Below are 18,162 nucleotides of genomic sequence, written 5' to 3' on the forward strand. Positions count from 1 at the left end.
GACGCCCAGTGGCCGTGACCGCCCTTTTCAAGCCATGCGTACTCCCCTCTGCCACTTCGCCGCCGCGCTCCTCGCGCTGACGCCGGCCAGCCTGCTCGCCCAGCCGAACGCCGCGATTACCCCGGAGGAAACCGCGGCCCGGCGCGATGCCGTCGCCGCCCGGATCGATAGCGGCGTCGTGATCGCCTTCGGCGGACGCGCGCTCGTGCACGACTTCAGCACCTTCTACCAGCTCCCGGCGTTCCGGTATCTCACCGAGCTCAACGAGCCCGATGCCGCACTGGTCATGGTCGTGCGCAACAAGCGCCCGCAGAGCACGCTGTTCCTCACGGCGCTCGACGCCCGTACCGCGTTCTACTACGGCGTGCGGGTCGACTCCACCACCAGCATGGCGAAATACGGCATGCCGGGTCGCTCGTCCGCCGCGCTGCCGGCGTATCTCGATTCACTCGCCGCCACCGGATTGCCGTTCTACCACGTTCCCGACGTGGAAACGATGGACTTCGCACGCAATGACACGCTCACGCGAGGGCAGGAGGCCCTGAAGGGACTCGCCAAGCGCTTCCCCGCCTTGACCGTTCGCAACGGGATGCCGCTCGTGCTGCAGGTGCGCGCGAAGAAGTCCGACGCCGAGATGGCGCTCATCCGTCAGGCCGCCGAGATCAGCGCCGAAGGTCATCGCGCCGCGATGCTCACGGCGAATCCGACGCGGGAGTACGAGCTGCGCGCGACGCTGGAGTACGAATTCACGCGTCGCGGGGCCGAACGCCCAGCCTACGGATCGATCGTCGGCGCCGGCATCAACGGGACCACACTGCACTACATGAAAGCCGGCGACCCCGCGAAACCCGGCGACCTCGTGGTCATGGACGCCGCGGCCGAGTATCGCGGCTACGCGGCAGACATCACCCGCACGATTCCAGTCAGTGGCACCTACACCGCTGAACAGCGCCAACTGTACAAGCTGGTGCGCGACGCGCAGGATGTGGCCGAGCGATTCTCCAAGCCCGGCATGAGCGTGCGCGCCGCCGCCGATTCGTCGGTGGCCTTACGCGCGCGTGGCCTCGCCGCCCTCGGGCTCGTGGAGAGTGTTGACGCCTCGTTCGATCCGCCCTGGAACGTGAACTGTACGACGAGCCCGGCGCAGTGCCGGCAGTCGAACCTGTGGATGATTCACGGCATCACGCACGGCATCGGACTCGCCGTGCACGACCCGATGCAGGAGAATGGCTTCGACGCCAAGTTCGCCGTCGGTGACGCGTTCACGATCGAGCCGGGCATCTACGTGAGTACCAAGGCGCTCGACGTGCTGCCCGATACGCCGAAGAACCGCGCCTTCATCGCGAAGGTACGCAGCACGGTGCTCAAGTATCAGAACACCGGCGTGCGCATCGAAGACGACTACATCATCACCGGCAAGGGACTCGAGCGCATTTCGCTCGTGCCGCGCGAGATGGACGAGATCGAAGCGCTGATGCAGCGGCGCGCGAAGATCCAGCCGTAGGAATTCAACCCGGCGCGCGCCACCACGCGGTCATGGCCCGCTCGAGGCCGGTCTTGCTCGCCATCCACTCGCCAAGCGACGCGGGCAGGCGGTAGCTCGCCGCCGCTTCGACCGCCGTACGACCGGCCGCACGCTCACGGCCGGCGTGCGCGCCGAGGTCACCCAACAGATCCAGATAGCGCGCCACGCTTGCCCGGTCGGCCATACCGCCGTGCCCGGGCACAAAGGCATGACGTGACCGCGCGGCCAGCTGCGTCATCGAGGCAATCAGCTGAGGCGGGGTCGCATCCACAAAGTTCGGGAACATGCCGTTCCACAGCAGGTCGCCGGCAAACGTGATCCCCGCGTTCTCGTCGACGATGGCCAGGTCGCTGGCCGTGTGTCCGCGCAGCGGAATGAGCTCGACCACGCGATTCCCGAGGTCGATGCGGCTGGTGCGCGTCGCATCCACGACCACGACGTCCGCGAAGGCCCGCTCCAACGATGCATCCTTCACCGGCGCCACCGGACCGCCACCGAGCGCCTGCGTGCGCGTGACGGCGGTCGAACGCAGTTGCGGCGCCGCGCTGCCGTCACGGGCGTATCCCTGCACGCCTCCGGCATGATCGAGGTGATAGTGCGTGAGCACGACGTGCGTGGGCCACCGCCCCGTGAGCTCCCGCGCCCGCTCGGCGAGCCAGGTGGCACCGGCTGGACGATAGAAGCCCTCGACCGCGATCACCCCGGCGCGGCCGGCGATTATGCCGCCGTTGCCGAACGTGGTACGATCGCCTCCGAGTGGCGTGGAGATCACCGCCCACGTGTCCGGCCCGATCGCATCGAGATGCGCGAACGGCGTGGTGACGACCACCGGTTGCTGCGGGGCGGTCCATCGATGGCGGGTGCCCGACGACGCACAGGCCGACGAAAGCAGCACATGGGCGACGCAGCCACCAGAGACCCTGAGAAAATCGCGACGTGACGTCATGGCGCATGTTAGCACATTCCTCCGGTGACAGGCACGGCCCGCGGCGCGCTGGCCACCAGCCTCGGATCCACATACGTTGTCGGTCCTACCCTGTTGGTTCGCCGCTCGGCACACGGAGATCGATGACGCCCAGAAGATTTCGCCAAGTGCTCGTGCCGTGCTCGCGCATTGCGTGGTCGATGCTCTTCGGCTTGGTCAGCGCCTGCGGTGGTGATGCGGCCACCGACGGGCTCCCGGCCAGCGCTGCCGTCGACGGCACCTTTGCCAGAATTCAGCGCGACATTCTCGATCGGTCGTGCGTCTCGTGTCATCGCACCGGCGATGCGAATGCCCGTCAGTCCCAGCTTGTACTCACCAGCGACTCCGCCTATCTGCAGCTGGTCGGCGTCGGCGCGGTCCAACAGATCGCACGGGCCGACGGCGTGACCCGCGTGAAGCCGTTTCGGGCCGATAGCTCGCTGCTCTACCACAAGCTGTCGTGGGTCCCGGGCCACCACAGTCGCGACTATGGCCAGCTGATGCCCATGGGCACCACCAAGGGCGTCACCGCCGGCCAGCTCGAATACGTGCGTCGGTGGATCGAAGCCGGCGCGCCGCGAAGCGGACACGTCGTCGACACGGCGGTGCTGGCCGATGTCCGCCTGCAGTCGGCGAGCTTCACACCGCTGGGCGCCCCGACGACGGCCGGACTGCAGCTCAAGGTGGACAGCTTCGCGGTCTCCCCCGGTTCTGAGCGGGAGCTGTTCGTGTACCGCCGCGTCGGCAATGCGAACGACCTCTATGTGACGCGGATTCAGTCGCGCATGCGGCCGGGAAGCCACCATCTCCTGCTGTATACCTTCGACGAGAGCCGCACGTCGTTCCCGTGCAATCTGCGCCCGTCGGCCGACGCCGTACGCGACATCCGGAATGCCGATGGCACCATGAACATCGTGAACATGCTACCGATGGCGTGTCACGTGTACTTCGCGGGTGCCATGACGCAGGACTTCGACTACCGGTTTCCACCCGGCGTCGCGCTGCGCCTGCCGGCGAATGCATCGCTCGATTTCAACGTGCACTACGTGAATCGGGCGCCGATCGACCTGCCGGGCGAGGCGTTCGCCAATCTCTACACGGCCGACCGTGCGCAGGTGCAGACGGTGGCTCGCACGCTGAATCTCGCCAACACCAGCTTCTCGCTGCCGGCGAAGCAGCGCACCACCATCCGCACCGTGTTTCCAATGTCGGTGCGCACGACGGTGCTGGGGCTCACGTCGCATATGCACTCGATGGGCGAGCGCTACGAGATCCGCCTGCGACGCGCCGACGGCACCGAGACGTCGGTGTATGTCAACACCGACTGGGAGCACCCGGGCTTCACGAACTTTGACACGCCGATCGTGTTGCAGCCAGGCGATGCCCTCGTGTCGGTCGTCACGTTCAACAATGTCACCGACCGTTCGATCGGCTTCGGCCTGCTCTCCACGGACGAGATGAACATCATCTTCGGCTACGCCTACTGAGCACCACCGCGGCAGGCCGCGCTACATCGCACTGCCTGCCGCCTTGATCAGGTAGTACGACTCCTGACGTGGCCGGAAGAAGCGGAACCCCTGGTCGGTGAGGAAGGCATCGTCCTCCATCATCACGAACAGCTTCTTGCCTCCCCACTCGGGAATCGGCGTGGCCGTGTTGAGTTCGATGGAAATGTACGAGCCCAGACGCAGTCGTGAGTTCTGCGCGGTGGTGTCGCTGCGCAGCGGGCTACGGAAATCGATCGACGCTCCCAGTCCGTGCCCCTGCGTCCCGATGGGATGCGAGTACACCATGGCTTCGATACCGCGCTGTTTCATTTCGGCCATCGTATTCGTGAACACCGAGCCCCCGGTAGCGCCCGGCCGCGCGTGGCGGAGCATGACCGCATCCTGCAACGTGTTGGTGTTCGCCATGGCCTGCTTGAAGCTCTCGGGCACATCACGCTCGCCCGGCTGCAGTACGTAGGCCATCTTCTGCCAGTCGGTATCGAAGCCCATGTAGCTGATGCCGAAGTCCACGTGGACCACGTCGCCGTGGCGAATCACGGTGCTCTCCGGGGCGACGGCCAGGAATCCGCGCGACGTGGCGATGTCGTCGCCCTTCCGTTGTACCCGCAGGTCAGGCTGGAACCAGGTGCGCACACCAGCGGCGCCCAGCATGTCGAACAGCGCACGACGAACATCACCCACGGTCGTGCGATTGGGCGTAATCACCGCATTCGACAGCGCGCGCTTCACGATCGCCTCGGTGACCGATACCGCCGCGCGGTAATGCGCCGTCTCCTCAGGCAGTCGCGTGTCCAGATACTCTTCGATCAAATCACTCGCACTCACGAACGTCTTTTCGGCATCCTCACCGAGTGTCTCCGCCAGGAAGCGATACGCGTCGTAGCCGAGCGATCGCGTCTGCCCGCGCCGTCCACGAATGCCAAGTCCGACCGTGGCCGGCTTGTACTGCTGATACAGGTCACGGAGCGTAGTGGCCGGCGGACGCGGTTCGGTGAACGGTGCGTCGAAGAAGCGCGCCAGATTCTCCTCGGTGTACGCGGTGATTGCGAACTTCTTGAGTCCTTGGTCGCCGCCGTCGATGAAGACGAAGAAGTCGCGATTGCCCGTGTAGGGCCGCGGCGGCGCGACGTACTGCGACAGCGGATCGTCGTGGAACTCCTCGTTCACCACGATCCACATCCCGATCTTGTGGCGCCGCATCATCGGCAACAGCAGCGCGTGCCGCTTGGTGAGCCACTCTTCGCGAACAGTAATCTGCTGCGCCCAGGGAAGCAGCGCCGCCGCCTCCGGCACCACGAACGGCTTGGCACCTTGCCCGCGCACGTCGGAAGGAAGTGCGACCGCGAGCATCGCCACCACCAGAGTTGCCGCAGTCAGACGTTTCATGAGACGTGTGCGAGGAAGGATGACCGAGCCCAGGGACATAGGATGGTACGGCAACAGCAAAAAGCAACAGCCTGAACACGGAGACCACAGAGTACGCCGAACAAACACAGATAAGCAAAAAGCGCTGTTGGCCTATCGGTGTTGTTGTCCGTGCAATCAATGGTCTCCGTGTTCAGGCTGTTGCGGTTGCCGTTGCTGCTGCGTGTCGCCCGTTGCCGACAACCGCTCCTGCAACCGCTCCTTCACAGAAGGCCAATCCGCGTCGGTGATGCCGTAGTACACACTGTCGCGCACGAAACCGTCGCGCACCACCATGTGGCGGCGCAGCACCCCTTCGCGGATCGCACCGAGCTTCTCGAGCGCGCGCTGCGACTGCGTGTTGCGCAGGTCGGTCTTGAACTGGACGCGCACCGCGGCGAGTACCTCGAACAGGTGGAGCAACTGCAGATACTTCGCTTCGGTGTTCGCCAGCGTGCGCTGCGCTGTCGGCGCGAGCCACGTGCCGCCGATCTCCACGCGACGATGCGGGCGGGCGATATCCATCCAGCGCGTCGAGCCGATGACCGCGTTCGTCTCGCACGATACGATCGCAAAGGGCACCTCGTTGCCGCGCGCGGCCTGCTCGGCCGCCTGCGCCAGATAGCGCGAGACCGCGTCCGCCGACACCAGCGGCGGCTGCACCGTGACGCGCCACAACGCCTCGTGGTGTCCCGCCGCCAACAAGCCATCGGCGTGCGCCGCGCTCAGCGGCTCCAGCCGAACCACGCGACCACCAAGCGTCACCGCACGCGGCTCGAACGCACCCACTGCCGTCACCGCTTGAGCTGCGCGCTGGCCACGTCCCAGTTGATGCGCGCCAACACCGCATCGAGATAGTCGGCCCGACGGTTCTGATATTTTAGGTAGTAGGCGTGCTCCCACACATCGAGACCGACGATCGGCAATTCGCCTTCCAGCAATGGCGAATCCTGATTCGGAAGCCCGCGCACGACCAGCCGGCTCGTGGCTGTTTTCACCAGCCACGCCCACCCGGAGCCGAACTGCGCCAGTCCCGCCGCCTTGAGCGCCGCCTTGCACGCCTCGACCGTGGTGAAATCGCGCGCGACCATCTCCCCCAACTGACCGCTCGGCGCTGTCGACGACGTGCTGCCCGGCGCCAGCAATCCCCAGTACAACGCGTGGTTGGCATGGCCGCCACCGTTGTTGCGGATCGCCGCCTGCGCCGCCGTCGGCCACTTGCGCATCCCCATCAACAACTCGCCCAGCGTGTACTGATGCAGGTCGGGAAGCGCGTCCAGTGCCTTGTTCAGATTCGTCACGTATGCCGCATGATGACGATCGTGATGAATCGTCATCGTCTGCGCATCGATCGCCGGCTCGACGGCCTTCGTGTCGTATCCCAGAACCGGTAGCACGAACGGATACCGCTGCGCCAACACCTCATCGGCCCGCGCGAACAACGAACGAACGCTCATCAACCTCTCCCGATGGTAGACACCTGTACGACGCTCAGTACTTCGCGAGGTAGCGCTCGAGCTCCCACGCGCTCACCTGCTGATTGTATTCACGCCACTCGGCACGCTTCGCGGCCAGGAACTGCTCAGTGATGTGCTCGCCCAGCGCTTCACGCATCACGTCGTTCTTCTCCAACTCGTCACACGCTTCACTGAGATCCTGCGGCAAGTCGTCGACGCGCAGGCGACGCCGCTCGCGAAACGACATCTCCCAGATGTTCGTGTTCACCGGCTCGCGCCAGTCCGCGCGCGTCTCGATGCCGTCCAAGCCGGCCGCCAGCATCGCCGTGAGGGCAAGATACGGGTTCGCACTCGGATCCGGAGTCCGCAGCTCCAGTCGCGTGCCCATGCCGCGGCGCTCCGGCACGCGGATCATCGGCGAGCGATTCCGCATGCTCCACGCCACGTTCACCGGCGCCTCGAATCCCGGGACGAGGCGTTTGTAGGAGTTCACCAGCGGATTCGTCACCGCGCACAACGCGCGCGCGTGCTTTAGCAACCCGCCGATGTAGTGCAGTGCCGTCAAGCTCAAGGCCCACTCGCGCTGCGGATCCCAGAACGCATTCTGGCCTGCGCTGAACAACGACTGGTGCGTGTGCATGCCGCTGCCATTCTGCCCGAACACCGGCTTCGGCATAAACGACGCGATCAAGCCGAACTGACGTGCAACCTGCTTCACGACGAAGCGGAACGTCGCGATGTTGTCGGCGGTGCGCAGTGCGTCGGCGTATCGGAAATCGATCTCGTGCTGCCCGTGGGCGACTTCGTGGTGCGCTGCCTCCACTTCGAATCCCATCTGCTCGAGCGCATCCACGATGCCACGCCGCGCATCTTCCCCGAGATCCATCGGTGCCAGATCGAAGTAGCCGCCCACGTCGTGCGTGTCCGTCGCCGGCCGGCCGTCGGCCGTGGGCTTGAACAGAAAGAACTCGGCCTCCATACCGGCATTCATCACGAAGCCCAGCTCCGCCGCCCGCGCCACCTGACGCTTCAGCACCCAGCGCGGATCGCCCTCGAACGGCGTTCCGTCGGGGCGGTTCACGTCGCAGATCACGCGACCCACCCGCGCCGCCGGGTCCCCCCACGGAAAGATCTGAAACGTGGTCAGATCCGGGGCCAGCAGCATGTCCGACTCCTCGACCCGAACGAAGCCTTCAATGCTCGACCCGTCGAACATGATGTCGCCCTGCAGCGCTTTCCTGAATTGCGACGACGGAATCTCGACGTTCTTGATGACGCCCAGAATATCCGTGAATTGCAGTCGCAGAAAACGCACTTGATGCGCCTCCGCCAATTCGAGGATATCCGTGGCGGTGGCGCCCGTCAGGGCGGGAGGAACGAGAGAGCGACTCTGAATCGGCACGATTCGGCAAGAAAGGAGGAGTACACGCGTGCCGTATTGTAGTATTTTCCAAGGCTCATGACCTCATCCAATCCTTCCGGGGGCTCGGCCCCTTCCGGTGGCGCGGGTTTCTGCGCGGCCTGTGGCGCGGCTCTCTCGGCTGGCGCCCGCTTCTGTCATCGCTGTGGCACCCCGTTCGGCCAGGGAATGCCCCTCACCCGCACGCCGGCCGCTTCCGGTGGCGCCGCGTCGATCCTTCCGTGGGGCGTCGCGTTCGTGGCCCTTTTGGCCCTTGTGGCGATGGTCGCCGGCAAGAACTTTGGTGCGGCCAAGGGTTCCGGTATCGACGGGTCGGCCAACTCGCTGCCAACGCAGGCGGTTGACGGCGCGAGTGCGGCACCCTTCGCTCAGGGTGGGAGCGGGGGTGCGCCACCGAACATCGCGAACCTCTCGCCGAGCGAGCGCGCCAACCGGCTGTATACGCGCATTATGGAGTACGCCGAGGCCGGCAAGGTCGACTCGGTCGCCTTCTTCGCGCCGATGGCCATGGCATCGCACGAAATGCTCGAAGGGCCGACCACCGACGAGCGCTATCACTTCGGCCGCATCGCTGAAGTAACCAACGCCCCGGCCGTCGCCACGGCGCAGGCCGATACCATCCTCAAGGCCACGCCGGACAATCTGCTCGGCCTGCTCCTCGCCGCCCGCGCTGCCCGGATGACCGGTAACACGGCGGCCGCCAAGGCGTTCGACCAGCGCTTGCTCAAGGCGCTCGAACCGGAACTCGCCACCCGGCTGCCCGACTACGACATGCACCGCGCGGAGATCGACCGCGCTGCCGCGGACGCCCGTCGGCCCATCTGAGTCGAAGGTGAGGGAGAATGCTCCGGCGTCGTCGTGATCTGCTGATTGCCGACGCTGGAGATTCGTGGTACGCTGTGGTGTAGACTGACGCGCTGGCGCATACGATGGCGTATGCCCGCTGTGGACTCCCCCACCGTTCTCGCCGCCCGCGCTGCCTCGTGACATGGCGCCACAACGTATTCCCGAGCAGCTCACGCAGCTCGTGCAGGACCTCGCCAACAGCGCGCTGAGCACCCCTGAGCTGTATGTGCGCCTGGCCGAAACCGCTCGCGAACTCGTCGAAGCGTCCGGTGCCTGCGTACTCGAGATCGCCGGCGAGAGTTTTTGCGTCACGGCCCCCACGGGTGCCACCCAGCTCTCCAACGGGGCCACTTTTCCGATCGCCGACGCCCCCTCGGCCTTTCGGCACGTCGTGGACACGAAGCGTCCCCAGTCTACGAGCGGTCAGAACAGCGATCTCCGCGTCGACCCCCTCTCGCCGCATCCGCTCGACGTCCAACAGCTCGCGCTCGCGCCGATCCTCCTCGCGGGTCAAGTCGTCGGTCTGCTCGCCTGCATCAACACCAGCCACGGCGCCTTCAACGACGCCGACCTCGCGCTGCTCGAACACGTCGCGGCCCACGGCGCGATGGTCATGCGGAGCAGCGCGCTGGTGCGACAGGCCGAAGCGGCGGCCAGCGATGCCCGCGCCCGCGCCGAAGATGCCGCACGCGCCGCCCTCGTGAACGCGGTGCTGGTGAAGACGGCCCGGTCGCTCGCCGATGCCACCACGCCCGACGCGCTCTACCGCGGACTGGCCGAAATCCTCGGCCGGGAACTACGCGCCGACGGTTTCGCGGTGTATGCGGCCGATCCGCAGCTCAAGACCGCGCGCTTCGAGCATCAATGGGGTGTCGCCAGCTTCGCGCGCAACCGTATCGAATCCGCCTTCTGGCGCACGCGACTGGGCCACGTCGTCCTCGACGCAACACCGATGTTCATCGAGGACCTGAGCGCGGAGTCCAACCTCGACGACATCGGTCAAGCCCTCGTCGAGGCCGGCGTCTTGTCGCTGGCGCTGCTGCCCCTGGTGCTCGAGGAGCGGGCCCAGGGTGTCCTCGCCATCCGCTATCTCGGGGCGCGACGTTTCGACGACGACGAGCGCGAGATGCTCACCAACCTCGCCACACAGGTCGCCCTCGCCTTCCGCAACACGCTGCAGTTGGGTGAACTCGAACGACGGGCCGATCGCTTCGCCCTCCTGGCCCGCGCACAGCAACAGCTGACCCAGCTCACCAGCGAGGAGAGCCTGCCGCAGGCGATCGCCGACGCCGTGCACCTGGTGATTCCCTGCGACGTGATCGATGTCCTCTCCTTCAGTGCCGAGGGACTGCAGCGCGTCCTGCACATGGAGGCTGGTCGCGTCATTTCGACTGATCCGGTCACCCTCGCAGAAGCGCAGCTTGCCACAGCCACAGCACAGACGGGCATTCCGCGGGTGGCGTCGCATCTGATCGCGGGCCCCGACGTGGCGCGCAGCACGATGGAGCTCTGCGCCGCCGTGCGCTTCGGTCAGCGCAGTGCCGGCGTGATCAGGTTGCTCGGCGCGAGGCGCGACGCCTTCGTGATGCAGGATCTCGACTTGCTGACCATCATCGCGCGCCACGCGGGTACGGCCGTGGAAACCGCGCGGCTGTTCGCGCTGCAGGATTTCCAGCGCCAACGCGCCGAAGGCGCTGCGGAGTTGGCCAGAGTCACGCTGCAGGCCGTCTCGCTGGCCGACGGCGCAACCGAACTGCTGCACGTACTCGACCGCTTCGTCCCCTCGATCGGCAAGGCCATCGGCGTCGCCCGCGCGAGAGATGGGCACATCGAATACGTCGCGACCAGCGGCACGCTTGATCTCTTCAAGGGACAACGGCCGGCGAGCTCCCGCGGCGTACAGCAAGCGGCACCGGATGGCCGACCCGCCGAACTGACCAGTCTTCGCGATGTCGCACCGGCCAGCGTTGCCGACTCCCTCCCCGACGAATGGGCGCTGGCCGTGCCGCTCGCCGCGCGCGAACGCAGCCTTGGCGTATTGCTGGTAACCGCCCCGCGTGCCGCGCCGCTGCGACAGCGCGATCGCATCACGCTGGAACGGCTGTCCGCCTCGCTGGCCCTGGCCCTCGAGGCCCTCCTGCTCGACGAGGAAGAGCGACTCGCCCGCGAACGCGAGCACCTCCTCGCCACGGCACTCACCACGATCGACCACCCGATTTTCATTCTCGATCGCGTGGGCGTGCGCTATGCCAATCCGGCCGCCGCGCGCGAGTACGATTGGTCGCAGGTGGAGCTCATGGAGATGCAGTTCGAGCAACTCGTCGCCGGACAGGATGCCCGCGAGGGCATGCGCGAAGCCGACGGCCTGCTTGAATCCGGGGTGCGCCTGTCACACGACGTGCATCGCCGACGTGATGGCAGCGAATTTCCCGCCGCGGTCACGATCAGCCCGCTCACCGGACACGACGGCGAGCTCCTCGGACAGGTGGTCAGCGTGCGAAACGTCAGTCAGGACAGACGTCTCGAGGAGCAGCTGCGTCATACCGAAAAAATGGTGGCCCTCGGCGAACTCGTGGCGGGCGTCGCGCACGAAATCAACAATCCCCTCACCGGGATTTCCGCCTTCGCACAGATCCTGCTCGAGGAAGAGCTCCGGGAGGATCAGCGCGAATCGGTGCAGCTGATCAAGCAGGAAAGTGACCGCGCCAAAACGGTGATCAAGGATCTGCTGCTGTTCGCACGCAAGACCGAGCGTGGATCGGGACCGGTCGATATCAACGAGGTGATCGAGCAAACCGTTCGGCTCCGCGCGTACCCGCTGCGCAGCGCCGGCGTGAAGGTCGACCTGCAACTCGATTCGACCGCTCCACGTATCAGTGGCGACTCACAGAAGCTCCAGCAAGTCCTGCTCAACGTGATCGGCAACGCGGAACACGCGATGCTCGGGCGGGACCAGCGACGGTTGGTCATCCGCACCACGCACGATGTCGACCAGGTGACCATCTCCGCGGTCGACACGGGCATCGGCATGACAGCCGACGTGCGCCGACGCATCTTCGAGCCGTTCTACAGCACCAAACCGGCTGGCGTCGGCACGGGGCTCGGCCTCAGCGTCAGCTACGGTATCATTCACGCACACGGCGGAACGATCGGCGTCGAGTCCGAGCCCGACGTGGGATCGACTGTCACCATCACTCTCCCTGCGGTGCCTTCCGAGCGACTATGACCAGCCTTCCGGGACACGATCCGATCGAAGCGATCGAAGCCGCCGGTGCCGCGCTGGCACAGGATTCCATGCGTCGCATTCTGGTCGTCGACGATGAGTCCACGATCCGGCTGGCGCTGAGTCGTTTTCTGCGTACCCGCGGGTTCGAGGTGGAGGTGGCCGACTCCGGTGCCGCCGCGCTCGAGGTACTTGGCCAACACCGATTCTCCTTGATGCTCTGTGATCTGCGGATGCCCGGCATCAGTGGCCTCGACGTCGTACCGCGTGCCCTCGCGCTCGACGCCGATCTCGGCATCATCATGCTGACCGCCGTCAACGACGCCGCCAGCGCCACGGAGGCGCTCTCCAGCGGGGCGTTCGACTATCTCACCAAACCCGTCGAGCTTCCCGACCTGCAGGCAGCGGTCGAGCGCGCGATGATGCGTCGCGTCCGCAGCGTGGAGCGTCGGGCCGTCGATCGTCTCATTCGCGAGGAAGTCGCACTCCGCACCGTCCAGCTGGAGCACGAAAAAGGGGCGCTCCGCGTGATGACGGTGAGCGTGGCCGAGACCCTCATCAACGCCATGGAAGCAAAGGACCTCTACCTGCGGGGACACTCCCAGCGGGTGGCGGAGATCGGGGCCGCGATTGCCAGGCATCTCGAGCTCGAATCGGGCACGGTGGACTGTATCCACACCGCCGGGCGGCTGCACGATGTCGGAAAGATCGGAATCCGTGAAGCAGTGCTCAACAAGCCCGGCCCCCTCACGCACGAGGAGTTTGCGCACGTCAAAGATCATGTGCGGATCGGTCTCGACATCCTCTCACCGCTCCACCACCTCGGCGATGCCTTGCACTTCATCCGCGACCATCACGAGCACTGGGACGGCAGTGGCTACCCGTTCGGGCGGACCGCCGAGGATATCACGATCGGCGGGCGGATTCTCACCGCCGCCGATGCGTTCGACGCCCTCACCTCACAGCGCGCCTATCGGGAGCCCATGACGGCCGACACGACCCTCGACTACCTGCGCACGCAAGCGGGACGTCTGCTCGAGCCGCGCATCTACGACGCACTCAATGCCGTCGTTCGCGGCGGAACCGTGGAAGGAATTCCGCGCGTGAAGTAAGCCCAGCGCTTGACTCCCGCGCTTTTTGTATGTACTTGGTCGTGCTATTCAGCAGCACACGAAGTCTGGGTATCACGAGCCGCGTCGCCGCAGCCGGTGTTCAAACCGGTACGGACGACGACCGCGTTCGAACTTTTCCGAGGAGAGGAGGCGTCATGCCGCGTGGCGACGAGATTGGGAAGCTCCATCTGATGGATGACGACATGGATGATGTGGGCTACGGCCGCTCGTCGTACGACGAAGACGAGGAGGATGGCTACGGCCTTCCCTCCGAAGGCGGCGATTCCCTCTGGGATAGTGCCGACGACGACGAGGAGGACGACGATGACGAAGACGAGGGCGACAGCTTCGAGGACGAGCTGATCGAAGACGAGGACGACGAAGACGACATCTTCAGTCGCCCTGTGCGTCGTGGCCCTGGTCGTCCGCCCAAGAACCCGGGTGCGCCGAAGCCGGCCCCGAAGCCGAAGGCACCGAAGGCGGAGCCGAAGGTCGAAGCACCGGTGATCATCGAGGAGATCGACGACATCGAGGAGCTTGACGATGACGAGGCCGAACCCGTCGCCGAAGCCCCGGCTCCTGCGCCCGTGAAGGGCCCCCAAGGCCCCGAAGGCGCCAGCCGCCCCGAAGGCCCCCAAGACGCCGGTGGCGCCGAAAGCCGAAGCCCCAGCGGCCAAACCGGCTCCGCCGGCTCCGGCCAAGAAGGTCGAGAAAGCCCCGGTCAAGAAGGTCGCGGTGAAGGCGCCGGCCAAGAAGGCGCCCGCAGCGAAGGCACCGGCCAAGAAGGCGCCCGCCAAGGCCGCCAAGAAGGCCGTAGCGAAGAAGGCACCAGTCAAGAAGGCGCCGGCCAAGAAGGCGCCCGCGAAGGCCGTCAAGCAGGCACCGGCAAAGAAGGCGCCGGCCAAGTCGGTCAAGAAAGCGCCGGTCAAGGCAGCTCCGAAGAAGGCGGCCAAGAAAGCACCCGCGAAAGCCGTCAAGAAAGCCGCCAAGCCCGCCAAGAAGGGCGCGAAGCGCCGGTGATGCCGCCCGACGAGCAGCCGCCGTTCGTGCGGCGGCTGCTCGACGCGCTGCCGCTCACCGTGTGGTCCGTCGATCTCGACGGACGCATCACGGCGGCCAACAGCGCATGGTCCAAGTTCGCCACAGACAACGGAGCGCCCGGCATCGCCACGGAAGCGGCGGTGCTCGGGCGTTCGGTGTTCGACAGCGTGTCCGACGACCCCTCGCGCGAGCAGATCGAACGCGCCATGGCGCTCCTACGCGATCGGCGCGTTCCGGTCGTGCGATGGGAGTTCCCCTGCAGTTCGCCCAACGAGGAACGCGTGTTCCTCATGCAGGTCACCGCCATCGACGACGGCCAGCAGGTCTCCGGCTTCGTCTTCTCCACGGTGGACATCACGCCGAGCCACCGCTCGCGTGAAGCGCTGATCAACACCGGTATTGCCCTCGCTGAGGCGATCTCCCTCGATCGCGTCTACGAAGAGGTCGCACACCAGCTCCTTCGCGCCGTCCCCTCCACCGGTTTCGTCATTGCCCTCGCTGACGACGACACCGCCGAATTCCGTATCACCCACCGGCAAGGATACGACGCACACTCCAGCGCGGAGCTCGAAGTCCGGCTGCTCCGCACCTGGCTCGACGCGCTCGCCACCGGCGAGGTGGCCCGACAGTCCACCAACGTGGGTCTCGAGATCACCGCCCCGCTGATCACCGCCGAGGGTGTACTCGGCGCCATCACCCTCTACGCCGAGCCGATCGAGTCCGAGCAGGCGCTCGAAGAGGCCGAACGCGTGCTGGCCGTGATCGCGGCGCAAACAGCCGTCGCCATCGAGCGCGCCTGGCTGGTGCGACGCGTGGAGTCGAAGCGTCGACTTGAAGCAATCGGGGAGGTTGCGGCGGGCGTCGCCCATGAACTCCGCAATCCGCTGTTCGGCATCTCCTCAGCCGCCCAGTTGCTTCAGTTTCGCGCCAAAGAAGACCCCGTCGTCGAGAAGAACGTCGGACGCATTCTGCGCGAGGTCGAACGACTGAACCGGATGGTGACGTCGCTGCTCGAGTTCGGCCGTCCCAACGCGGCGCATCTCGTGCCCGCCGACCCCGAAGCGGTCTGGGACGACATTCTCGACGGTGAACGCGCCCGCCTCGAGGCTCGGCAGCTCTCGATCCGCCGGGTGCGTCCGGAGCACACCGTGCGCAGCCTGATCGACGTCGAGCAGCTGGGACAGGTCTGCCGCAATATCCTCGTCAACGCCTGTGACGCCGCTCCCGAGGGGTCGGAACTCGCGCTCATCTCGCAAGTATCGCCGGTCGGTGGATGGCGCTGCCGCCTAGCCAACGGCGGTCCGGCCATCCCACCCGACGTCCTGCCGCATGTGTTCGAGTTTTTCTATTCCACGAAAGCCGGCGGCACCGGCATCGGACTGGCCCTCTGCCAGCGCATCATGGACGAGCACGGCGGCACGATCAGCATCGATAGCGCCCCCGAAGCCGGTACCACGCTCACACTCACGCTTCCCCCCACGGCGGCCACGTGACGCTGTCGCTGCTCGTCATCGACGACGACGAGACGGTTCGCTCGACGTTGGTCGAGTTCTTCGAGACCTTCGGCTTCACCGCGCGTGGAGCCTCTACCGCCACCGAAGGCCGGCAACTGGCCGCCGAGCACGCCCCTGACGTGGTGCTGCTCGACCTGCGCCTCCCCGACGCCGACGGCGTCCGTGCGTTGGAGGCGCTCAGGGCCGACGATCCCGATCTCGCGGTCATCGTGCTCACCGGGTATGCCGACGTGAGAACCGCCGTCGCCGCGATGAAGCACGGCGCGGCGGATCTGCTGGAGAAGCCGGTCGATCTCGAACTGCTGGCCTCCGCCGTGACCCGCGCCGCCGAGCGCGGGCGGCTTCGCCAGGAGGTCGCCGTGCTTCGCGCGCAGGGGCGCTCCAACGCGACCCCGCCGGCTATGGCCCCCACGGTGTCCGATCTCATCGATCTTGCCGCCCGGAATCCCGACGCCCCCATTCTCCTGCAAGGCGAAACGGGTACCGGGAAAGGGTACATCGCACGCCAGATTCACGACCGTTCGGTACGAAACCTTTCGCCGTTCGTCGAAATCAACTGCGCGTCCCTTTCGGCCACGTTTTTCGAAAGTGAATTGTTCGGGCACGAACGGGGAGCCTTTACCGATGCGCGACAGGCCAAGCATGGCCTACTCGAAGTGGCCGGCGAAGGCACGGTATTTCTTGATGAGATCGCCGAATTGAGCACAGAGGTTCAGCCTCGGCTTCTCAAGGTGCTGGAGGAACGCACCTTCCGGCGCCTGGGTGGCACCACGATGCTGCGGTCGTCGTCCAGGGTCGTCGTCGCCACCCATCAGTCGCTGGCCGACGCGGTGGCCGAAAAGCGATTTCGGGCCGATTTGTACTACCGGTTGCAGGTGTTGACCATCACCCTGCCGCCGCTGCGCGAACGTCAGGACGAGATCCTGACGATGGCCATGTCGATGTTGCCGAAGGGCAGTTCGCTAACGAACGAAGCAGAGGACGCGCTGGCTGGCTATCGGTGGCCCGGAAATATCCGCGAGCTCAAGAACACCATCTGGCGCGCCGCTATTCTGGCCGAAGGACGGCCGATCGAGCCCGCACACCTCGGATTGGCCGTACCCGAAGCGCCTCGAGCCGCGGTGGGCACGACACCGAACGAACCGCGCACGCTCGAACAAGCCGAACGTGAAGTCATCCGTGAAGCACTCGTGGCGAGTGGCGGCAACCGGACCCATGCCGCTCGCCTGCTGGGCATCGCCCGCTCCACCCTCCTCGAAAAGCTCAAGCGCTACCCAGCCGACTTCGGTTGACCGAACTTCGGTTGCCCGAACTTCGGACGGTACCGTGTGCGGTTCGACCGGATTTCCGACAGCGCGGCGAGCAGGCTTGTGACCAGTCAGCAGGCTAACAGCCTACTCAGCAATGCCTTGTCATAAATCGTAAAAAGCGGCCCGCTTCTCGCTTTGAGGGGTGGCATGATCAAGTCGCCAGATGTCAGCAAGACCGTCCTCATCGTTGAAGACGAACAGTCAATCCGCGACGTCCTCGTCGAACTGTTCGAGGTGGAAGGCAATGCGGTCAGTTCGGCAGAGTTGCTCCCCGAGGCCCTCGAGCGGCTGCGCACGCAGCGCTTCGACCTCGTCGTGACAGACCTGCGGCTCGGCGGTAAGCGTGACGGCGGACTGCAGGTGATGGCGCTCGCGGGGATGCTCTCGCCCGACGCGATGGTGTTGGTGCTGACGGCATATCCCGACGATTCCAATCGGCAGGCGTCGTTCCGCCTCGGCGCGCTGCACTTCCTCGAGAAGCCCGTCGACCTCGCCACGATCGCGCAGTACGCCGCGACGGTCGGCGTTCGCTCCGCGTTCGCGCCAGCGGTCAGCAACTAGAGCGTATCGGTAACTCAGGCACGGTCACGCGACTGCGCCGACACAATCGTCAGGTCGTCCCGGTGGGTGGTGGGTGATACTGGGGAGTGTCACACGGGCGGCCTGGCGAGTCGGCGCAGTCGCGTGATCGTTGTCGAAGCACAAATGTCACGCAACACCATTGCGGTCAGCACACGGCCACGATCCAGCGTATATTGCCCTCCCCATGGCCGAGTCTCCCGTCCCACTTCTCCGCGCTCACGCGCGAAATGCTCCGTGGAATGCCCGCGGGCTCGCG

Annotated in this window: 15 protein-coding genes; 9 read left to right on the top strand and 6 right to left on the bottom strand. The window is 65.9% G+C overall.

The features are described 5' to 3' along the window. Positions 1 to 34 precede the first annotated feature (34 nt). Complete coding sequence (locus tag HKW67_RS14455; RefSeq protein WP_171226055.1) at positions 35 to 1,504, top strand: aminopeptidase P N-terminal domain-containing protein; 1,470 nt, start codon at positions 35 to 37, stop codon at positions 1,502 to 1,504. Between the two features lie 4 nt (positions 1,505 to 1,508). On the opposite strand, the gene HKW67_RS14460 is transcribed toward HKW67_RS14455, so the two are convergent. After that, positions 1,509 to 2,471: an MBL fold metallo-hydrolase gene (locus HKW67_RS14460; RefSeq protein ID WP_171226056.1), complete on the bottom strand. Its 963-nt coding sequence runs from the start codon at positions 2,469 to 2,471 to the stop codon at positions 1,509 to 1,511. A gap of 122 nt (positions 2,472 to 2,593) precedes the next feature. Here HKW67_RS14460 and HKW67_RS14465 point away from each other — a divergent pair, with 122 nt between their 5' ends. Continuing rightward, the gene (locus HKW67_RS14465) at positions 2,594 to 3,976 is read left to right on the top strand and encodes a hypothetical protein (protein ID WP_206044433.1); all 1,383 of its coding nucleotides are present in this window, start codon (positions 2,594 to 2,596) and stop codon (positions 3,974 to 3,976) included. A 21-nt stretch (positions 3,977 to 3,997) separates the two neighbouring features. Here the strand turns inward: HKW67_RS14465 and HKW67_RS14470 are convergent, their stop codons facing one another. The 4 genes from HKW67_RS14470 to glnA form a co-directional block, all read right to left on the bottom strand. Further along, on the bottom strand, positions 3,998 to 5,383 hold the full coding sequence (locus HKW67_RS14470) for a M24 family metallopeptidase (protein WP_171226058.1): 1,386 nt from the start codon (positions 5,381 to 5,383) through the stop codon (positions 3,998 to 4,000). 156 nt (positions 5,384 to 5,539) lie between these two features. Continuing rightward, entirely contained in the window at positions 5,540 to 6,199 is a 660-nt protein-coding gene (locus HKW67_RS14475; protein ID WP_206044434.1) for a GNAT family N-acetyltransferase, read from the bottom strand. After that, on the bottom strand, positions 6,196 to 6,858 hold the full coding sequence (locus HKW67_RS14480) for a superoxide dismutase (RefSeq protein WP_171226059.1): 663 nt from the start codon (positions 6,856 to 6,858) through the stop codon (positions 6,196 to 6,198). Before HKW67_RS14480 ends, HKW67_RS14475 begins: the two co-directional genes overlap by 4 nt. Before the next feature lie 34 nt (positions 6,859 to 6,892). Further along, positions 6,893 to 8,260 (bottom strand): type I glutamate--ammonia ligase, encoded by a 1,368-nt coding sequence (glnA, locus tag HKW67_RS14485; RefSeq protein WP_171226060.1) that lies wholly within the window; start codon positions 8,258 to 8,260, stop codon positions 6,893 to 6,895. 186 nt (positions 8,261 to 8,446) lie between these two features. Between glnA and HKW67_RS14490 the strand changes: the two genes are divergently transcribed. The 3 genes from HKW67_RS14490 to HKW67_RS14500 all read left to right on the top strand — a co-directional run bounded on the left by HKW67_RS14490 (position 8,447) and on the right by HKW67_RS14500 (position 13,459). Then, complete coding sequence (locus HKW67_RS14490) at positions 8,447 to 9,103, top strand: hypothetical protein (protein WP_230981029.1); 657 nt, start codon at positions 8,447 to 8,449, stop codon at positions 9,101 to 9,103. A 163-nt stretch (positions 9,104 to 9,266) separates the two neighbouring features. Beyond that, complete coding sequence (locus HKW67_RS14495) at positions 9,267 to 12,350, top strand: GAF domain-containing protein (protein WP_171226062.1); 3,084 nt, start codon at positions 9,267 to 9,269, stop codon at positions 12,348 to 12,350. After that, complete coding sequence (locus HKW67_RS14500; protein WP_171226063.1) at positions 12,347 to 13,459, top strand: HD-GYP domain-containing protein; 1,113 nt, start codon at positions 12,347 to 12,349, stop codon at positions 13,457 to 13,459. Before HKW67_RS14495 ends, HKW67_RS14500 begins: the two co-directional genes overlap by 4 nt. A 44-nt stretch (positions 13,460 to 13,503) precedes the next feature. Here the strand turns inward: HKW67_RS14500 and HKW67_RS14505 are convergent, their stop codons facing one another. Continuing rightward, the gene (locus HKW67_RS14505) at positions 13,504 to 14,097 is read right to left on the bottom strand and encodes a hypothetical protein (protein ID WP_171226064.1); all 594 of its coding nucleotides are present in this window, start codon (positions 14,095 to 14,097) and stop codon (positions 13,504 to 13,506) included. 7 nt (positions 14,098 to 14,104) lie between these two features. On the opposite strand from HKW67_RS14505, the gene HKW67_RS14510 reads away from it, so the two are divergent. The 4 genes from HKW67_RS14510 to HKW67_RS14525 all read left to right on the top strand — a co-directional run bounded on the left by HKW67_RS14510 (position 14,105) and on the right by HKW67_RS14525 (position 17,885). Further along, positions 14,105 to 14,479 (top strand): histone, encoded by a 375-nt coding sequence (locus HKW67_RS14510; RefSeq protein WP_171226065.1) that lies wholly within the window; start codon positions 14,105 to 14,107, stop codon positions 14,477 to 14,479. Continuing rightward, a complete protein-coding gene (locus tag HKW67_RS14515; protein ID WP_230981182.1) occupies positions 14,479 to 15,993 on the top strand; it encodes an ATP-binding protein in 1,515 nt (504 codons plus the stop codon). Before HKW67_RS14510 ends, HKW67_RS14515 begins: the two co-directional genes overlap by 1 nt. Next, on the top strand, positions 15,990 to 17,306 hold the full coding sequence (locus HKW67_RS14520; protein ID WP_171226067.1) for a sigma-54-dependent transcriptional regulator: 1,317 nt from the start codon (positions 15,990 to 15,992) through the stop codon (positions 17,304 to 17,306). Before HKW67_RS14515 ends, HKW67_RS14520 begins: the two co-directional genes overlap by 4 nt. A 165-nt stretch (positions 17,307 to 17,471) precedes the next feature. Further along, a complete protein-coding gene (locus tag HKW67_RS14525) occupies positions 17,472 to 17,885 on the top strand; it encodes a response regulator (protein ID WP_171226068.1) in 414 nt (137 codons plus the stop codon). Positions 17,886 to 18,162 lie beyond the last annotated feature (277 nt).

Source organism: Gemmatimonas groenlandica (assembly GCF_013004105.1).
GTDB classification, from domain to species: Bacteria; Gemmatimonadota; Gemmatimonadetes; order Gemmatimonadales; family Gemmatimonadaceae; genus Gemmatimonas; species Gemmatimonas groenlandica.